17 protein-coding genes are annotated in these 17,938 nt (G+C 71.8%); 6 read left to right on the top strand and 11 right to left on the bottom strand.

Annotated features, from left to right (window positions below; genetic code table 11):
- The first annotated feature begins 9 nt into the window (after window positions 1–9).
- Complete coding sequence (locus AC3IYI_RS12490) at window positions 10–504, top strand: DUF3145 domain-containing protein (RefSeq protein WP_243329390.1); 495 nt, start codon at window positions 10–12, stop codon at window positions 502–504.
- A gap of 75 nt (window positions 505–579) precedes the next feature.
- Here AC3IYI_RS12490 and fabF read toward each other — a convergent pair whose 3' ends face one another.
- From fabF to AC3IYI_RS12465, 5 genes are all read right to left on the bottom strand, one after another.
- Complete coding sequence (fabF, locus tag AC3IYI_RS12485) at window positions 580–1,845, bottom strand: beta-ketoacyl-ACP synthase II (RefSeq protein WP_489410235.1); 1,266 nt, start codon at window positions 1,843–1,845, stop codon at window positions 580–582.
- Between the two features lie 76 nt (window positions 1,846–1,921).
- Window positions 1,922–2,170 (bottom strand): acyl carrier protein, encoded by a 249-nt coding sequence (locus AC3IYI_RS12480; RefSeq protein WP_489410234.1) that lies wholly within the window; start codon window positions 2,168–2,170, stop codon window positions 1,922–1,924.
- A 62-nt stretch (window positions 2,171–2,232) separates the two neighbouring features.
- Window positions 2,233–3,237, bottom strand: a complete 1,005-nt coding sequence (locus AC3IYI_RS12475) for a ketoacyl-ACP synthase III (RefSeq protein WP_243329396.1) — start codon at window positions 3,235–3,237, stop codon at window positions 2,233–2,235.
- A 19-nt stretch (window positions 3,238–3,256) separates the two neighbouring features.
- Complete coding sequence (locus tag AC3IYI_RS12470; protein WP_489410233.1) at window positions 3,257–4,189, bottom strand: ACP S-malonyltransferase; 933 nt, start codon at window positions 4,187–4,189, stop codon at window positions 3,257–3,259.
- 89 nt (window positions 4,190–4,278) lie between these two features.
- Window positions 4,279–5,496, bottom strand: coding sequence for a PucR family transcriptional regulator (locus tag AC3IYI_RS12465; protein ID WP_489410232.1), 1,218 nt, complete (start codon window positions 5,494–5,496; stop codon window positions 4,279–4,281).
- A gap of 81 nt (window positions 5,497–5,577) precedes the next feature.
- On the opposite strand from AC3IYI_RS12465, the gene AC3IYI_RS12460 reads away from it, so the two are divergent.
- Window positions 5,578–6,267: a pirin family protein gene (locus AC3IYI_RS12460; RefSeq protein WP_489410231.1), complete on the top strand. Its 690-nt coding sequence runs from the start codon at window positions 5,578–5,580 to the stop codon at window positions 6,265–6,267.
- 14 nt (window positions 6,268–6,281) lie between these two features.
- On the opposite strand, the gene AC3IYI_RS12455 is transcribed toward AC3IYI_RS12460, so the two are convergent.
- Complete coding sequence (locus tag AC3IYI_RS12455; RefSeq protein ID WP_489410230.1) at window positions 6,282–7,109, bottom strand: serine hydrolase domain-containing protein; 828 nt, start codon at window positions 7,107–7,109, stop codon at window positions 6,282–6,284.
- Window positions 7,110–7,160: 51 nt separating this feature from the next.
- Between AC3IYI_RS12455 and AC3IYI_RS12450 the strand changes: the two genes are divergently transcribed.
- The gene (locus AC3IYI_RS12450; protein WP_489410229.1) at window positions 7,161–7,589 is read left to right on the top strand and encodes a MerR family transcriptional regulator; all 429 of its coding nucleotides are present in this window, start codon (window positions 7,161–7,163) and stop codon (window positions 7,587–7,589) included.
- Window positions 7,586–8,608, top strand: a complete 1,023-nt coding sequence (locus AC3IYI_RS12445; protein ID WP_489410228.1) for an aldo/keto reductase — start codon at window positions 7,586–7,588, stop codon at window positions 8,606–8,608. Before AC3IYI_RS12450 ends, AC3IYI_RS12445 begins: the two co-directional genes overlap by 4 nt.
- An 83-nt stretch (window positions 8,609–8,691) precedes the next feature.
- Here AC3IYI_RS12445 and AC3IYI_RS12440 read toward each other — a convergent pair whose 3' ends face one another.
- The 3 genes from AC3IYI_RS12440 to AC3IYI_RS12430 form a co-directional block, all read right to left on the bottom strand.
- Window positions 8,692–9,537 (bottom strand): DUF4429 domain-containing protein, encoded by an 846-nt coding sequence (locus AC3IYI_RS12440; protein WP_489410227.1) that lies wholly within the window; start codon window positions 9,535–9,537, stop codon window positions 8,692–8,694.
- Between the two features lie 74 nt (window positions 9,538–9,611).
- Window positions 9,612–10,751, bottom strand: coding sequence for an alpha/beta hydrolase (locus AC3IYI_RS12435; RefSeq protein WP_489411516.1), 1,140 nt, complete (start codon window positions 10,749–10,751; stop codon window positions 9,612–9,614).
- A 260-nt stretch (window positions 10,752–11,011) separates the two neighbouring features.
- A complete protein-coding gene (locus tag AC3IYI_RS12430; RefSeq protein WP_489411515.1) occupies window positions 11,012–11,671 on the bottom strand; it encodes a TetR family transcriptional regulator in 660 nt (219 codons plus the stop codon).
- Between the two features lie 91 nt (window positions 11,672–11,762).
- Here AC3IYI_RS12430 and AC3IYI_RS12425 point away from each other — a divergent pair, with 91 nt between their 5' ends.
- Both AC3IYI_RS12425 and AC3IYI_RS12420 read left to right on the top strand, forming a co-directional pair.
- On the top strand, window positions 11,763–13,379 hold the full coding sequence (locus AC3IYI_RS12425; RefSeq protein WP_489410226.1) for an MFS transporter: 1,617 nt from the start codon (window positions 11,763–11,765) through the stop codon (window positions 13,377–13,379).
- 261 nt (window positions 13,380–13,640) lie between these two features.
- On the top strand, window positions 13,641–14,153 hold the full coding sequence (locus AC3IYI_RS12420) for a peptidase inhibitor family I36 protein (RefSeq protein ID WP_489410225.1): 513 nt from the start codon (window positions 13,641–13,643) through the stop codon (window positions 14,151–14,153).
- Here the strand turns inward: AC3IYI_RS12420 and AC3IYI_RS12415 are convergent.
- Together AC3IYI_RS12415 and aceE are read right to left on the bottom strand one after the other, a co-directional pair.
- Window positions 14,134–14,991: a potassium channel family protein gene (locus tag AC3IYI_RS12415; protein WP_489410224.1), complete on the bottom strand. Its 858-nt coding sequence runs from the start codon at window positions 14,989–14,991 to the stop codon at window positions 14,134–14,136. The two genes, AC3IYI_RS12420 and AC3IYI_RS12415, sit on opposite strands and share 20 nt — an antisense overlap.
- Window positions 14,992–15,062: 71 nt before the next feature.
- The gene (gene aceE / locus AC3IYI_RS12410; protein WP_489410223.1) at window positions 15,063–17,795 is read right to left on the bottom strand and encodes a pyruvate dehydrogenase (acetyl-transferring), homodimeric type; all 2,733 of its coding nucleotides are present in this window, start codon (window positions 17,793–17,795) and stop codon (window positions 15,063–15,065) included.
- Window positions 17,796–17,938 lie beyond the last annotated feature (143 nt).

Genomic DNA, 17,938 nt, shown 5'->3' with positions numbered 1-17,938 from the left:
GAGGTCCCGGTGACGACACGTGGAGTCCTGTACGTGCACTCCGCACCGCGCGCGCTCTGCCCGCACGTGGAATGGGCTGTTGCGGGGGTGCTCGGGGTGCGGGTGAACCTCGACTGGATCCGTCAGCCCGCCTCCCCGGGCACCTGGAGAGCCGAGTTCTCCTGGCAGGCCGAGGCGGGCACCGCCTCGAAACTCGCCTCCGCGCTGCGCGGCTGGCACCTGCTCCGCTTCGAAGTGACCGCGGAACCCTGCCCGACCGCCGAGGGCGAGCGCTACAGCTCCACCCCGCACCTGGGCATCTTCCACGCCGTCACCGGCATGCACGGCGACATCCTGATCCCCGAGGACCGGCTGCGCGCCGCCCTCGCCCGGTCCGCGCACGGCGAGACGGACCTGGAAGCGGAGATCGCCAAACTGCTCGGCAAACCCTGGGACGACGAGCTCGAACCCTTCCGCTACGCGGGCGAGGGCGCCCCGGTGCGCTGGCTCCACCAGGTGGTCTGAGGTCCCGGACACGCCGAAGGCCCGCCCGGGGATCCCGGGCGGGCCTTCTACGCGTCAGCGTGTCGGCTGCTGGTCTCAGATGCTCCTGAAGGCCAGCGAGACGTTGTGGCCGCCGAAGCCGAAGGAGTTGTTGATCGCGGAGATCGGGCCCTGTGCCGGGAGCTTGCGGGGCTCGTCGCGCACGATGTCCGCGTCGATGTCCTCGTCCATGTCGTCGAGGTTGATCGTCGGCGGGGCGAGGCGGTGGTACAGCGCCAGCACCGTCGCGACGGTCTCGATGCCGCCCGCGCCACCCAGGAGGTGACCGGTCATCGACTTCGTGGCCGAGATCGCGATGTGGTCGAGGTCGTCGCCCAGCACCTTGCGCAGGGCCTTCAGCTCGGCCGTGTCACCCTGCGGGGTGGACGTGGCGTGCGCGTTCACGTGGACCAGCTCGGCCGGGTCCAGACCCGTGTTGTCGAGCAGGTTCTGCAGGGCGGCCGAGACGCCGCGGCCGGTGGGCTCCGGCTGCGCGATGTGGTGGCTGTCCGCGGACAGGCCCTGGCCCAGCACCTCGCAGTAGACGCGGGCGCCGCGCGCGGCGGCGTGCTCCGCGGACTCCAGGACCACGACGCCCGCACCCTCGCCGAGGACGAAGCCGTCGCGGGCCTTGTCGTACGGACGGGAGGCCGTGGTCGGGTTCTCGTTGTTCTTGGACATCGCCATCATGTTGGCGAACGCCGCGATCGGCAGCGGGTGGATCGCCGCTTCGGTACCGCCGGCGACGACCACGTCGGCACGGCCGGTACGGATCATCTCGACGGCGTAGCCGATGGCCTCGGCGCCGGAGGCGCAGGCGCTGACCGGAGTGTGCACACCCGCGCGGGCGTTGACCTCCAGGCCGACGTTGGCCGACGGGCCGTTGGGCATGAGCATGGGGACGGTGTGCGGGGAGACCCGGCGCACACCCTTGTCCTTCAGTACGTCGTACTGGTCGAGCAGGGTGGTCACGCCGCCGATGCCGGAGGCGATGACGGTGCCCAGGCGCTCGGGCGAGATGGCCTCGTCCTCGCCGGCCGGGGCGGTGTAACCGGCGTCGGCCCACGCCTCGCGGGCCGCGATGATCGCGAACTGGGCCGAGCGGTCCAGCTTGCGGGCCAGCGGCCTGGGGAGCACCTCGCTCGGGTCCACGGCGGCGGTTGCGGCGATGCGGACCGGGAGTTCGGCGTAGCGCTCGCCCTCGAGGGGCCTTACGCCGGAACGGCCGGCAAGCAGACCTTCCCAGGTCGAAGCGCTGTCGCCACCCAGCGGAGTGGTTGCGCCGATACCGGTGACGACCACGGTGCGATTGGTCGGGCTCACAGGAATTCTTTCTCCACGTTTCAGGGGGTGAATTGTCACGGCGCCACCGCCAGGTGGCGACAAACGCTCGTCAGGCTCAGGCCTGGTTGGCCAGGATGTACTTCGCGGCGTCGCCGACGGTCTTGAGACCCTTGACGTCCTCGTCCGGGATCTTCACCTCGAAGCGCTCTTCGGCGGCGACGACGACCTCGACCATGGACAGCGAGTCGACGTCCAGGTCGTCGGTGAAGGACTTCTCGAGCTGGACGTCCTCGGTCGGGATGCCGGCGATCTCGTTGACGATCTCCGCGAGACCTTCGACGATTTCTTCCTGGGTGAAGGCCATGTTGGCGCTCCTTCTATAGCTAGCTGGGGGTCAAACGGAGTCCGGGATGTGGATCCCGGGTCCTAGGGGAGGGTAACGACCGTGGCGGCGTAGACGAGCCCCGCCCCGAAGCCGATGACGAGCGCGGTGTCGCCGCTCTTCGCCGCTCCGGTCGCCAGGAGCCGCTCCATTGCGAGCGGGATCGAGGCGGCCGAGGTGTTGCCGGTGGTTTCGATGTCACGGGCGACCGTGACGTGCTCCGGCAGCTTCAGAGTCTTCACCATCGAGTCGATGATCCGCATGTTCGCCTGGTGCGGAATGAAGACGTCCAGGTCATCAGCGGTGATCCCGGCTGCGTCGAGCGCCTGCTGGGCCACCTTGGCCATCTCGAAGACGGCCCAGCGGAAGACCGCCTGGCCCTCCTGCGTGATGGCGGGAAACTTTTCGCCGCCGTCCTTGCCGAGGTACTCGTCCCACGGCACGGTCTGCTTGATGGTCTCCGACTTGTCGCCCTCCGAACCCCACACCGTGGGGCCGATGGCCGGCTCGTCCGAGGGGCCGACGACCACGGCGCCCGCGCCGTCACCGAACAGGAAGGCCGTCGCGCGGTCCTCCAGGTCGGTCAGGTCCGAGAGCCGCTCCACGCCGATGACGAGGACGTACTCCGCGGAACCCTCGACGACGAGTCCCTTGGCCAGGGTCAGGCCGTAGCCGAACCCGGCGCAGCCCGCGGAGATGTCGAAGGCGGCGGGCTTGCCCGCACCGATGCGGTGCGCGATCTCGGTCGCCACGGCCGGGGTCTGCTTGAAGTGCGACACCGTCGAGACGATCACGGCGCCGATCTTCTCCGGAGCGATCCCGGCGTCGGCCAGGGCCTTGCCGGAAGCCTCCACCGACATCGCGGCGACGGTCTCCTGCGGGGAAGCCCAGTGCCGCGTCGCGATACCGGAGCGGGAGCGGATCCACTCGTCGGAGGAGTCGATGGTTTCGAGGATGACCTCGTTCGGCACCACGCGGGTCGGACGGTAGCCGCCGACACCGAGGATGCGGGCGTACGGGGAGCCCTTGGCAGGCTTGATCTTCGACATGCTGAGTGGGCTCCTTCTCTCAGACCGCGTGCTCGGCGACGAGCTTCGCGGCCTTGTCGAGATCGTCCGGGGTCTTCAGCGCCACGCTCGGTACGCCCTTCAGCGCGCGCTTGGCCAGACCCGTCAGGGTGCCACCGGGGGACAGTTCGACGATCCCGGTGACGCCCAGTGCGGCGAACGTCTCCATGCACAGGTCCCAGCGGACCGGGTTGGCCACCTGGCCCACCAGCCGGGCGACGACATCGGCGCCCGTGGTCACGACCTGACCATCCTTGTTCGATACGTACGTCAGCGCCGGGTCGGCCGGGGAGAGGGCCGCCGCGGCCTTCTCCAGGCCGGCGACCGCCGGAGCCATGTGGTGCGTGTGGAAGGCGCCCGCGACCTTGAGGGCGACGACCTTCATGGAACCTTCGGGCTTCTCGGCCTCCAGGGCCGCGATCTGCTCCATGGTCCCCGCGGCCACGACCTGGCCCGCGCCGTTGACGTTCGCCGGGGTCAGCCCCAGCTTCTCCAGGTGCGCGAAGACCACGTCCTGGTCCCCGCCGAGAACAGCTGCCATGCCGGTCGCGGTGATGCCCGCGGCCTCGGCCATGGCGAGCCCCCGGGTGCGTACGAAGGACAGCGCGTCCGTGTCGGACAGGACCCCGGCGTACGCGGCGGCGGTGATCTCGCCGACGCTGTGGCCCGCCACGGCGCCGAAGGCGGCCGGGCCGATCGCGGGGATTGCGGTGAGCTCGGCCGCGGCGAGCAGGCCGGCGGCCACCAACAGGGGTTGTGCGACGGCCGTGTCGCGGATCTCGTCCGCGTCGGCCTTCGTGCCGTAGTGGGCAAGGTCGAGCCCGATGGCGTCCGACCAGCCGGCGACGCGGTCAGCAGCGCCGGGCAGTTCGAGCCAGGGAGTCAGGAAGCCGGGCGTCTGTGCGCCTTGGCCGGGAGCGACGAGTACGAGCACCCTCACACTCTCTCTTGTGTTCGGTCCTCGCCGCCCGTGGGGACAGGGACGAAGAACCATCGGGGTAATTGTTGATGTCCGACAAAAGCTTAGGACTGAGGATCGCCGTCGGCCAGACGCCCGAGGATCAAAGCGATCCTCAGCGTGAACGCGGAACGGACATCGGAGGGCGACCAGCCGGTGACGTCCGTCACACGTCGCAGCCGGTAGCGCACGGTGTTGGGGTGCACGAACAGCATCCGGGCCGCGCCTTCGAGACTGCTCGCCTGCTCCAAATAGACACTCAGCGTTTCCAGCAGGGCCGAGCCGGCCTCTTCGAGCGGTCTGTAGATCTCCTCCACCAACTGCTCTCGGGCCGAAGGGTCGGAGGCGATCGCACGTTCGGGCAGGAGATCGTCCGCGAGGACCGGCCTGGGAGCGTCCTGCCACGCCGTGCAGGCCTTGAGCCCGGCCGCGGCCGCCTGCGCCGATTTCGTGGCGTTCAGCAGGTCCGGGACCACCGGTCCGGCGACCACCGCACCCGCCGCGAACGGCCCGATCAGCGACTTCGCCACCTGCATCGGATTGTCGCTGCCGCCCGCGATGACCACGAGCCGGTCGCCCAGCACACCCGTGAGGACCTGCAGCTTGTGGTGGCGGGCGGCCCGCCGGATCGCCTCGACCGTCAGCTCGCTGTCGCCCTCCGGAGCCGTTCCCAGCACCACGCACACGTGCTCGGGGGAGTTCCAGCCGAGGGCCGCGGCCCGCGACAGCGCACCCTCGTCGGCCTCTCCGGACAGCACCGCGTTGACCACGAGGGACTCCAGCCGGGCGTCCCACGCGCCCCGCGCCTCGGCGGCCTGGGCATAGACCTGGGCGGTCGCGAAGGCGATCTCCCGGGCGTACACCAGCAGGGCCTCGCGCAGGATCGACTCGTCGCCGGGCGCCGCGACCTCGTCGATCGCGGTCTCCATGACCTCGATCGTGGTGCGCACCATCTCGACGGTCTGACGCAGAGTGATCGCCCGGGTCAGCTCGCGCGGAGCCGTCCCGAAGACATCGGTGGAGATCGCCTGCGCGGTATCCGGATGCCGGAACCACTCGGTGAACGCGGCGATGCCGGCCTGGGCGACCAGACCGATCCACGACCGGTTCTCCGGCGGCATCGCCCGGTACCACGACAGCGTCTCGTCCATGCGCGCGATGGCGTTGGCGGCGAGCCGGCCGGAGGACTTCTCCAGCCGTCGCAGCGTCGCGGCGTGCGGATGGGGCGGAGCCGGATGCGCGGGGTGGGCCGCGGGTGAATGCTCACGTTCGGGTTGGGGCACGTGACAAGACTGCCTTATCGGGACGGCTGTGCGGAGTCCGGTCCCATCCCGGGCCGCGCCCCGGGGGCTACGGTGGCCCCCATGATTGATGTACGCCGAGGCTCCGACCGGTACGAGGGCGGGGACCCCGGTGCCGGGATCACCACCCGGCACGCCTTCTCCTTCGGCGCGCACTATGACCCGGACAACCTGCGGTTCGGCCCGGTCATGGCGTGCAACGAGGAAAGCCTCGCCCCCGGCGCCGGCTTCGACGAGCACCCCCACAGCCACACCGAGATCGTGACCTGGGTGGCCGAGGGTGAGCTCACCCACCGGGACGCCACGGGCGCCGCCACCCTGGTGCGGCCCGGTGACGTACAGCACCTCGGCGCGGCGTCCGGGACCCGGCACGTGGAACGCAACGACGGCCCCGGGCCGCTGCGCTTCGTCCAGATGTGGCTGGCCCCGGCCGACCCGGCCGGGGAGCCCACGTACGCGCTGGTCAGGGGGATCGCCGACAGCACGCCCTACGCCGTGCCCGCGGCCGGTGCCGTACTGCACGTACGGCGTCCGGGCGCGGGCGAGCGGGTGGCCGTACCGGCCGCCGCGCGGGTGTACCTGCACGTCGTACGGGGAGACCTGCGGCTGGACGGCGGGGCCGCCCGGGAGGACGGGGCCGCCGGGGAGGACGGGGAGCTCAGCCCCGGGGACTCGGCGCGGATCACCGGCGAGGGGGAGCTGGAGCTGGTCGCCGGATCCCCGGCCGAGGTGCTGATCTGGGAGTTTTCGTAGGCGGGCCGGTGGCCTCAGCGGGTCCTGAGCTCCGCGAGCACCGCGTCGGTGAACGGGGGCCAGGCCTCCACGGCCCACGGGCCGAAGGCGCGGTCCGTCAGCGCCACGCAGGCGGCGCGGGCGTCCGGGTCCACCCACAGGAAGGTCCCGGCCTGCCCGAAGTGCCCGAAGGTGCGCGGCGAGGAACCGGCGCCCGTCCAGTGCGGGGCCTTCCCGTCGCGGATCTCCAGGCCGAGCCCCCAGTCGTTGGGGGACTGGTGGCCGTAGCCGGGGAGGACGCCCTTGAGCCCGGGGTGGACCACGGAGGTGGCCGCGGCGACGGTGCGCAGGTCCAGCAGCCGCGGCTGCTGCAGCTCGGCGGCGAAGCGCAGGAGGTCGGAGACGGTGGAGACCCCGTCCTTGGCGGGAGACCCCTCCAGGCTGCTCGACGCCATGCCCAGCGGCTCGAAGACGGCCTCGGCCAGGTACGCGGCGAAGGGGATTCCGGTGGCCTTCGCGATGTGGTCGCCGAGCTCTTCGAAGCCGGCGTTGGAGTACAGCCGGCGCTGCCCGGGAGGGGCCGTCACCCGGTGCTCGTCGAAGGCCAGGCCGCTGGTGTGGGCGAGCAGGTGGCGCACGGTGGAACCCTGGGGCCCGGCCGGCTCGTCCAGCTCGATCGCGCCCTCCTCGTAGGCGACGAGGGCGGCGTAGGCGGCGAGCGGCTTGGTGACGGAGGCCAGCGGGAAGCGGTGGTCCACCGGGCCGTGGGCGCCGAGCACGGTCCCGTCGGCGTGGACGACGGCCGCGGCGGCGGTCGGAACCGGCCAGTTCTCGATGATGCGCAGACTCTGCAAGCTCTCCATGCGGCCGAGGGTACTTGCTTGGAGTGCACTCCAAGGATTTAGCGTGGAGCCATGAGCCCGACGCAGACCCCCCTGCAGGCCCCCCTGCAGACGCAGACGCGGTACACGATCAGCGAGGTCGAGGCCCGGACCGGTCTGACCCAGCACACCTTGCGCTGGTACGAGCGGATCGGCCTCATGCCGCACGTGGACCGCTCCCACTCGGGGCAGCGGCGGTTCACCGACAAGGACCTCGTCTGGCTGGGCTTCGTCGGCAAGTTGCGCACCACCGGCATGTCCGTGGCGGACATGGTCCGGTACGCCGAACTCGTCCGTCAGGGCCCGCACACCGCCGACGACCGGCGCGAACTGCTGGAGCGCACGCGCGACGAGGTGCGCACGCGGATCGCGGAACTGACCGACGCGCTCGCGGTCCTGGACTACAAGATCGATACGTATGCGATGTGCACCGCCGTCGCGGGAGAGGGAGACCGGACATGACCGGTGGCACCGTTGGGCTCGAGCAGGCCGAACTGGGCAAGGGCGGCCCGCTGGTGGGCGTCCAGGGGCTCGGCTGCATGGGCATGAGCGAGTTCTACGGGGACACCGACGAGGCGGCCGCCCGGCAGACCCTGGACGCGGCGCTGGCCGCCGGGGTCACCCTCTTCGACACCGCCGACGTCTACGGACGGGGAGCCAACGAGGAGTTCCTCGCGCCCTTCGTGGCCGCGCACCGCGACCGGATCACCCTCGCCACGAAGTTCGCCATCGAGCGGACGGACGACCCGCTGTACCGGGGGGTCCGCAACGACCGCGCGTACCTCCGCGGCGCGGTCGAGGACAGCCTGCGCAGGCTGGGCACCGAGGTCATCGACCTCTACTACATGCACCGGCGCGATCCGGCCGTTCCCCTCGCCGAGTCGGTGGGCGCGATGGCGGAGCTGGTGCAGGAGGGCAAGGTGCGCCACCTCGGGCTCAGCGAGGTGACCGGAGCCGAGCTGCGCGAGGCGCACGCGGTGCACCCGATCGCGGCGCTCCAGTCGGAGTGGTCGCTGTTCAGCCGGGACGTGGAGCGCAGCGCGGTGGGCGCGGCGGCGGAGCTCGGCGTGGCCTTCGTGGCGTACTCCCCGCTCGGCCGCGGCTTCCTGACCGGGGCGTTCGCGGACGCGTCGGCGGACCTGACGGCCGATGACTTCCGGCAGTACCAGCCCCGGTTCACGGGGGACAACGCGAAGGCGAACGGGGCGCTGCTGACGCCGGTACGGGAGATCGCGGCGGTCCGCGGGGCCACGCCGGCGCAGATCGCCCTGGCGTGGGTGCACCAGCGGGCGTCGGTCCACGGCCTGACGGTCGTCCCGATCCCGGGCACCCGCAAGCCCTCCCGCCTCGCGGAGAACACCGCGGCGGCCCGCATCACGCTGACGCCCGCGGAACTCGCCTTGCTGGAACCGATCGCCGCGGGGGTCGCGGGCGACCGCTACCCGGACATGAGCTCGACCTCGGCGGCGCGCGAGGGGTAGTCCTTTCAGCCGTCCGGCGTTTGAGGACCGGGGTCTGGGGCGGAGCCCCAGGGGGGCAGGGGTGCGGGGAAAGCCCCGCAGGGTCAGGCCCCGGCTGTGAAGCGGTCGCGTAGGGCCCGGTACTCGGCGTCCGTGAGGAGCCCCGCACTGTGCAGCTCGGCAAGGTGCTGGATCCGCTCCCAGGATCGAGGCCCGGGCACCCCCGCGCCGGAGGCGACCGGCGCCCGCGCCCGCAGCGCCGCGAGGAGCCCCGCCGCGAACGGCAGCGACTCGTGCACGGCTCCGTACCCCACGCCGAAGACCGCGGAGGCGAGATCGTGGTCCGGCCGGGGATCCCCGGCGCCCTCGCGGGGCACCAGCCGCAGGTGCCCGCCGGGCCGTTCCGGGGAGTGCCAGACCAGCCCGGTCAGGGCGGCCACCGGATACCGCTGGTCGCCCGCCTTCCACTTGGCGCTGGTGGCCCCGGTGCGCGACCAGCGGAAGGTGACGGCGCCGCCGTCGAAGGCGAGCCGGGCGTCGTACGCCTTCAGCGTGGCCGGCGGCTCCGGGACGCAGACCAGGAACCGCTCGGCCGGCCCGGCCGGCCCCAGCCGCTCGCGCAGGGCCTCGGTGAAGGCCGCGGCCCGCCCGGACCCGCCGCCGCCTCCCGGCAGCACCAGCCGGTACGGATCGCAGGCTTCTCTCAACTGCCCCGCCGCGGCCTCCATCAGCGGGTCCGCTCCCACCCGCACGCGGGCGTGCAGCACCACGGTGTCCCGCCGTCCCACGGTCAGGCCCACCCCGGACAACGCCTCGAGGGGAATCCGTCGTTCCCCCAGGGCGTGCCAGAGTCTGGGCGTTCGCATCCCCCGTGCGAAGCGGATGATGAGCGAGTTCGTGGTGCGGTCGAACTCCCAGACGGCATGGTTTCCGGCCAGTACGTCACCCATGCGGCACATCGTAAAGGGACGCACCCCCGTGCGTCCCCCCGCTGTGAGGTCCGATTTCGGGTCGGCCGAGCGGGTCAGGAGCCTTCCGTACCGGATGTACCGCGTCGGCACGTGTCGTCCCCGGCGGCGCACACCGTGGAACCGAACGCACCGGTTCCGATTTTGGCGAAGTTGTCCAGGGATTCGGTCCCTGGCTCGAAGTAGCCGGTGTGGCTCTTGGCTCCGGCCGCCGAAAGGACCCGCGCGCCGAACTCCTCGGAGACCGGATCCGCGCCGTGGCCCAGGCCCCCGAACTCCAGGTGGGGCACGTCGGCGATCCAGTCACCGGCGTCCCGCATCGCCCACACTCGCGCCGGGGTGTCCAGCTCGGCGGCGTTCGAAGCGCGCATTCCGGGGCTGCCCGCCACCACGATGTCCGTGACCCGGTGCGGCAGTTCGTGCGCGGCCACCCCGCACACCACCGAGCCGTAGCTGTGGCAGAACAGCGCCACGCTCGCCCGTCCGGGCAGCGCGGAGGTCAGCGAACGCAGCCGGGCCGCGCCGTCCATCGCCAGCCGCCCGGTCGCCGCGTCCATGCCGACCCCGGTCGGGGCGGTGTAGCCGGCCCAGGCGATGACCGCGGTCCGGCCGGCCGGGTCGGCCGCGCGCTCGGCTTCGTAGAGGGACTGCGCCATGCCGACGGGGGAGGTCAGCCGGCGCACCGTGCGCTCGAAGGTGAGCGCGTCGGTGTCGACCCCGGGGACGATCACCGAGATCCGGCGGGCCTCGCCGAGGTCGCCGAAGACCTCGGCGACGAGGGCGCCGCCGGTGGGGTCGAAGACGAGGATCTGCCGGCCGGGCTCGGCGAGGGACTCGAATCGGTGGGAGCGGCGGGCCGCGGTGGCGCGGTCGGCGGGAGCCAGCGTGATGTCGTGCGCGTGGGTGGCCTCGACCCGCGCGGCCTGCTGCAGGGCCATCCGGTTGGCCCGGTAGCGGACGCCGGGCGGCGCGCCGTCGAGGTTGCCGACCACGAGCGGGTGGCCCTCGGTGAGCCGGGCGCGCTGGGCACCGTCGAGGCGCGCGAAGAAACGTGCCACCACGGGTGCCGGGGCATCGGCGGCGGGCAGGGCCCTGCCCTCGAAGCGCGCCCCGGCCCAGGAGGCGAGCGCGGCCTCGCGCGGGGACGCCTCGCTCGCGGGCCGGTAGACGGCGGTCCAGCCCGTGGTCGTGAGCATCAGGAAGACCACCGCCAGCGCGAGCAGGGCGCGCAGGGCGGCCGGACGCGCGGGGGCGTCGGCGGAGAGGGTGGGGGCGGGGCCGGGCAGGTTCACTGCGTCCAGCCTAGGAGACCGCGGCGGCTGCATGCGCGCCGGGTGACGGGAGTCACCGCCGACCGTGGGACGCCCCGCCGGCGGGTGCGCCCGTACGGCACCTGCGCGCGCGGGCGCCCGTGCCCGTACCGGATCTCGGCCCGGCCGGGAGACGGCCGCGCAGGTCAGGCGGGCCGGCGCCAGTCGGCGGCCAGCGCCGGGCCGATCTGGTCGAGGTAGACCTCGGTCATCCGCCGGATGGTGGCCACGCTGATGTCCTCGCCCTGTCCCCAGAGCCGGCCGGTGACGCGCATCACGCCCGTGAAGGCGGCGACGGCCACCCGGGGGCGCGGGTCGGCGTCCACGTCCAGGCCCTCGCGCTCGGCTATCAGCCGGGCGATCTGTTCCTCCAGCTCGGTGGAGCGGCGCAGGTGCACGGCGAGCAGGGCCGGGGTGGACTCGATCAGCCGGTAGCTGCGCATGTACAGGTCGATGGGGACCAGGTCCGAAATGGCCTCGTCGACGGTGTCCCAGGCGTCGAGCACGGCCGAGCGCATCGCCTCGAAGGGGCCCTCGGCGGGCGGGCGGGAGCGCAGCGCCGCGACGAAGTGCGATTCGACCAGGTCCTGGACGGCGAAGGCGACCTCTTCCTTGTTGGCGAAGTAGCGGAAGAAGGTGCGCTGGGAGACGTCCACGGCGTCGGTGATCTCGTCGACGGTCGTCTCCTCGTACCCCTGGGCGATGAAGAGGAGGAGGGCCGCGCGCAGCAGTGCGTCGCGCGTGCGCTGTTTCTTGCGCTCGCGCAGTCCGGCCGGCGGTGCGGACGCGGGCCGCTGATCGGTCATCACGGCGGTCAGGGTACCTGTGACGGACCTGACAGTGGCTGTCTGACGAACCGGCCTGTGAAGTGTCAGTCGCTGTCACTAGCCTGTCCGTATGACTAGTCAGATCACCGTCGACGGCGAGGACGCGCTCTCGCTCAGCAAGGAACCGGACCCCTCGCCGGTCCGTACGGGCCTCCGGGGCCACCCGTGGCTCACCCTGTTCGCCGTCGCGATCGGCGTCATGATGGTCACCCTCGACGGGACGATCGTCGCCGTCGCCAACCCGGCCATCCAGAAGGACCTCGGCGCCTCGCTCGCCGACGTCCAGTGGATCACCAACGGCTACCTGCTCGCCCTCGCGGTCTCCCTGATCACCGCGGGCAAGCTCGGCGACCGCTTCGGCCACCGCCAGACCTTCCTCATCGGCATCGCCGGTTTCGCCGTCTCCTCGGCGGCCATCGGCCTCTCCAGTGGAGTCGAGCTCGTCATCGGCTTCCGCGTCGCGCAGGGCGTCTTCGGAGCGCTGCTGATGCCCGCCGCGCTGGGCCTGCTGCGCGCGACCTTCCCGGCCGAGAAGCTCAACATGGCCATCGGCATCTGGGGCATGGTCATCGGTGCCTCGACCGCCGCCGGGCCGATCGTCGGCGGCCTGCTCGTCGAGAACGTGAGCTGGCAGTCCGTCTTCTTCATCAACGTGCCCGTCGGCATCCTCGCGCTCGCCTTCGGCCTGTTCATCCTGGTCGACCACCGGGCCGAGAACGCCCCGCGCTCCTTCGACGTACTGGGCATCCTGCTGCTGTCGGTGGGGATGTTCTCGCTGATCTGGGCGCTGATCAAGGCCTCGGAGTGGGGCTGGGGCGACACCAAGACGCTCGCCTTCCTCGGCGGGTCCGTGCTGTGCTTCGTGGCCTTCGCCCTCTGGGAGAACTCCGTCTCCGAGCCGCTGATCCCGCTCGGGATGTTCCGCTCGCTGCCGCTGTCCGCGGGCACGGTGCTGATGGTCCTGATGGCCTTCGCCTTCATGGGCGGGCTGTTCTTCGTCACCTTCTACCTGCAGAACGTCCACGGCATGAGCCCCGTCGACAGCGGCCTGCACCTGCTGCCGCTGACCGGGATGATGATCGTCGGATCGCCGCTGGCGGGCTTCGCCATCACCAAGGTCGGCCCGCGGCTGCCGCTCGTCGCGGGCATGGTCGCCACCGCCGTCGCCTGCTTCGGGATGTCCCAGCTGACCCCGGGCACCTCCACCCTCACCATGTCGCTCTGGTTCGCCCTGATGGGCCTCGGGCTCGCGCCCGTCATGGTCGGCGCCACCGAGGTCATCGTCGGCAACGCCCCGCTGGAGCTCTCGGGCGTGGCCGGCGGGCTCCAGCAGGCCGCCATGCAGGTCGGCGGCAGCCTGGGCACGGCCGTGCTCGGCGCGGTCATGGCGAGCAAGGTCGGCAGCGTCTTCGAGGACAACTGGGCCGGGGCCGGGCTGCCGCCGCTCACCCCGGAGCAGGCGGACCTCGCGGAGAAGGGCATCCAGGTCGGCATCTCCCCGATCCCGCCGGACGCTCCCGAGCGCCTCGCGGCGACCATCACGGGGGTCGCCAACGACACGTTCGTGTCAGGGATGAGCACCGCCTTCACCGTCGCGGGCGTGGTCGCGGTACTCGCCGCGGTCGTGGCCGGCTTCACGAAGCGCGGCGAGAACGCGGAGGCGGGGGCGGGCGCGGCCCACATCTAGCCCCGCCCCGGCCGCCCGGCCCCGCACAGTGCCCCGCTGGCGCTGTGCCGCGGACCGGGCGGTCGTGGCGGTCACGGTGGTCGCGGAGGCGTCAACTCCGGGGCCGCAGCAGCCCCGCCGGGGGATCCGGCGGGGCTGTCGCCTATCAGGGTGGACCCGCTCGCGACCCCTTCCGCCGGGACGTCCGCGCAGGTCAGCGTGGTGCCGACGGAGCTCCGGAAACGGTCCGGGGCCCATACGTCCACCAGGAGTTGACCCGTCATGCGTACGTGGAACACCACTTTCTCCGGGCGCACCGCCGCCACGGCCACCGTTCTCGCCGCCACCCTGCTGATCCCGGGCACCGCGGAATCCGCCCACGCGGCGGGCCGGCCCCCGGTACAGGCCCCTTCCCGCGCCCAGACCCCTTCCCGCGCCGACGCTCCGGCTCCGGTACGTGCCTCCGGGCGGACGAAGGGGCGGACGAAGGGGCGGGCCGCCGGGCCGCCCGCGCTCGGGGCCTGCGCCACCGGGCAGCTGTGCCTGTGGGCGAAGCCGGAGTTCAAGGGCGCCCGCACGACCCACGAGCTCAGCACCCTCGACATCAACAGCTGCACCGCCCTGCCCGCCGGGACCACGGCGCAGTCCCTCACGAACCGGACCGGCCGCCCGGTCACCACCTACCAGTCGGCCGAATGCGCCGAGACCGGTGAGTTCCAGACCTACCCGGGCGACGGGGTGTGGCTGCCCCAGTCGCCCTACCAGGTCAGGGCGTTCAAGGTGTGGGAGCGCTGACGGCGCCGCCGCCCGTCTGGACCGGCCCGTCCTGGGTGCCGATGCCCGCGCCCGGGCCGGGCTCCCGGGCGGGCCCGGCGGGCGCGGGGACTGCGCCGAGCCCGGCGGCTCCGCCGGGGCCGCCGAGCCGGGCGACCTCGGCGCGCAGCGCCCGTACCTCTGCCGTCAGTTCGGAGATCGCCGCCGTCTGGGCGCGCTCCACTTGGTCGTCGCGCTCGAAGCGGGAGATGAACCAGGCCGCGATGTTGGCGGTCACCACACCCAGCAGCGCGATCCCGGACAGCATCAGCCCCACCGCCAGCAGCCGGCCGAGCCCGGTGGTGGGGGAGTGGTCCCCGTACCCGACCGTCGTCATCGTGGTCACCGACCACCACAGGGCGTCCCCGAGGTTCCTGATGTTGCCGTCGGGGGCGTCCCGCTCCACGCTCAGCACCGCGAGCGAGCCGAACATCAGCAGCCCGACCACCGAGCCCGCCACGTAGGTGGTGAGCCGGATCTGCGGGGCCATCCGCGCCCGCCGGCCCACCAGCATCAGGGTGGAGACCACGCGCAGCAGTCGCAGCGGCTGGACCATCGGCAGCACCACCGCCACCAGGTCCAGCCAGTGGGTCCGTACGAAGCCCCTCTTCGACCGCGCCAGGCCCAGCCGGACCAGGTAGTCGGCGGCGAAGGCGGCCCACACCACCCACTCGGCGTGCCGGCAGGCGCTGTGCACGGCCGGGCTCGCGTCGGGCAGGACGATGGGCACCGCGTAGGCCACGGCGAAACCCAGGGCGAGCACGAGCAGCGGGGTCTGCGTCCGGCGCTCCCACCGCGCCTGGGGAGAGGGTTGCTTCATGCGGAGCATCGTAAGGAATGAGTAAGGGGCGCCGGGACAGGTGTCCCAGCGCCCCTCACCGGAAGTGACGGCTACGCGTCGCCCCCGGCCGCGCCCGGGTCGGCCGCCCGGACGTCCAGCAGCTGGTACCGGTCGATCGCCTGCTTCAGCGCCGAGCGGTCGATCTTGCCTTCCTTGGCCAGCTCGGTCAGCACCGAGAGGACCACCGACTGCGCGTCGATGTGGAAGAAGCGCCGGGCCGCGCCCCGCGTGTCCGCGAAGCCGAAGCCGTCCGCGCCCAGCGAGGTGTACTTGCCGGGAACCCAGCGCGAGATCTGGTCCGGGACCGCCCGCATCCAGTCGGAGACCGCCACGAACGGACCCTGCGCGCCCGACAGCTTGCTGGTCACGTACGGGACGCGCTGCTCCTCCTCCGGGTGGAGCAGGTTGTGCTCCTCCACGGCGACGGCCTCGCGGCGCAGCTCGTTCCAGGAGGTCGCCGACCAGACGTCCGCCTTGACGTTCCACTCGGCGGCCAGGATCCGCTGCGCCTCCAGCGCCCAGGGCACCGCCACGCCCGAGGCCATGATCTGCGCCCCGACGGCTCCCGAGGTGCCCTCGGAGATCCGGTGGATACCGCGCAGGATGCCGTCCACGTCCACGCCGGCCGGCTCGGCCGGGTGCTGGATGGGCTCGTTGTAGACCGTCAGGTAGTAGAAGACGTCCTCGGCGTCGGGGCCGTACATGCGCCGCAGACCGTCCTTGACGATGTGCGCGATCTCGTACCCGTACGCCGGGTCGTACGCCACACAGCCCGGGTTGGTCGAGGCCAGCAGCTGGGAGTGGCCGTCGGCGTGCTGCAGGCCCTCACCCGTCAGGGTGGTCCGGCCGGCGGTCGCGCCGAGGACGAAACCGCGCGCCAGCTGGTCCGCCATCTGCCAGAACTGGTCACCCGTGCGCTGGAAACCGAACATCGAGTAGAAGACGTAGACCGGGATCAGCGGCTCGCCGTGCGTCGCGTACGCCGAACCCGCGGCGATCAGCGAGGCCGTGCAGCCCGCCTCCGAGATGCCGTCGTGCAGCATCTGGCCGGTCGGCGACTCCTTGTACGCGAGCAGCAGGTCGCGGTCGACCGCCTCGTACTGCTGGCCCAGCGGGTTGTAGATCTTGGCGCTCGGGAAGAACGCGTCCATGCCGAAGGTGCGGTACTCGTCGGGGGCGATCAGCACGAAGCGCTTGCCGATCTCCTTGTCCCGCATCAGGTCCTTCAGGATGCGGACGAAGGCCATGGTGGTGGCGATCGACTGCTGGCCCGAGCCCTTCTTGGCGGCCGCGTACGTGGCGTCGCCCGGCAGCTGGAGCGGCTTCGCGCGCACCACGCGGGTCGGCACGTAACCGCCGAGCGCGCTGCGGCGGTCGTGCATGTACTGGATCTCGGGGGAGTTGCGGCCCGGGTGGTAGTACGGCGGCGCGCCGTCCTCCAGCTGGGCGTCCGTGATCGGGATGTGCAGACGGTCGCGGAAGCGCTTGAGGTCGTCGGCCGTCAGCTTCTTCATCTGGTGGGTCGCGTTGCGGCCCTCGAAGTTCGGGCCCAGGGTCCAGCCCTTGACCGTCTGCGCGAGGATCACCGTCGGCTGGCCCTTGTGGGCCTTGGCCGCCGCGTACGCCGCGTAGACCTTCTTGTGGTCGTGGCCGCCGCGGCCCAGGTGCTGGATCTGCTGGTCGGTCATGTTCTCGACCATCGCGCGCAGCCGGTGGTCGTCGCCGAAGAAGTGGTCGCGGATGTACGCGCCGGACTCGGTCGCGTACGTCTGGAACTGCCCGTCGGGCGTGGTGTTCATCTTGTTGACCAGGATGCCGTCGCGGTCCTGGGCCAGCAGCGGGTCCCAGGAGCGGTCCCAGATCAGCTTGATGACGTTCCAGCCGGCGCCGCGGAACTGCGACTCCAGCTCCTGCATGATCTTGCCGTTGCCGCGGACCGGGCCGTCGAGGCGCTGCAGGTTGCAGTTGACGACGAAGGTCAGGTTGTCGAGGTGCTCGCGGGCCGCGATCGAGAGCTGGCCGAGCGACTCGGGCTCGTCCATCTCGCCGTCGCCGAGGTACGCCCAAACGTGTGACTTGGACGTGTCCGCGATCCCGCGGGCCTCCATGTACCGGTTCATCCGGGCCTGGTAGATCGCGCCGAGCGGGCCGAGGCCCATCGAGACGGTCGGGAACTCCCAGAAGTCCGGCATGAGCCGCGGGTGCGGGTAGCTGGAGAGGCCGTACGGGGCCTTCGACTTCTCCTGGCGGAACGCGTCGAGCTGCTGCTCGGAGAGCCGGTCCAGGAGGTAGGCGCGGGCGTAGATCCCGGGCGAGGCGTGGCCCTGGAAGAAGATCTGGTCGCCGCCGTCGCCCTCGTCCTTGCCCCGGAAGAAGTGGTTGAAGCCCACGTCGTAGAGGGAGGCGGAGGAGGCGAAGGTGGCGATGTGACCGCCGACGCCGATCCCCGGGCGCTGGGCGCGCGAGACCATGACGGCCGCGTTCCACCGGGTGGCGTTGAGGACCTTGCGCTCGATCTCCTCGTTGCCGGGGAAGAAGGGCTCGTCCTTGGTGGCGATCGTGTTGACGTAGTCCGTGGAGCGCATCTCCGGCACGGCCACGCGCTTCTCGCGGGCCCGCTCCATCAGCCGCAGCATCAGGTAGCGGGCACGCTCACGGCCCCGCTCGTCGACCGCGGCGTCCAGGGAGTCGAGCCACTCCTGCGTCTCTTCCGGATCGAAGTCCGGTACCTGACTCGGCAGGCCACCAATGATGATCGGATTGCGATCGGATGCGGAAGCCACGCTGTTCCTTCGCTGTCGGGGGAGTCGTGCCTTGGGGTTCGCCGCCTCCCATGGTCTTACGCTCGGAAGAAATCGTCATCTTTACCGCTGGGTAATCCCTGGAGTGTGGAGGGATTGTGCCGGCGGTGGCGACGACAACGCCC

This window comes from Streptomyces sp. GL_148 (assembly GCF_057834205.1).
Note: the sequence above shows the minus strand (reverse complement) of the source record. Positions and strands in the feature narration are given on the sequence as shown.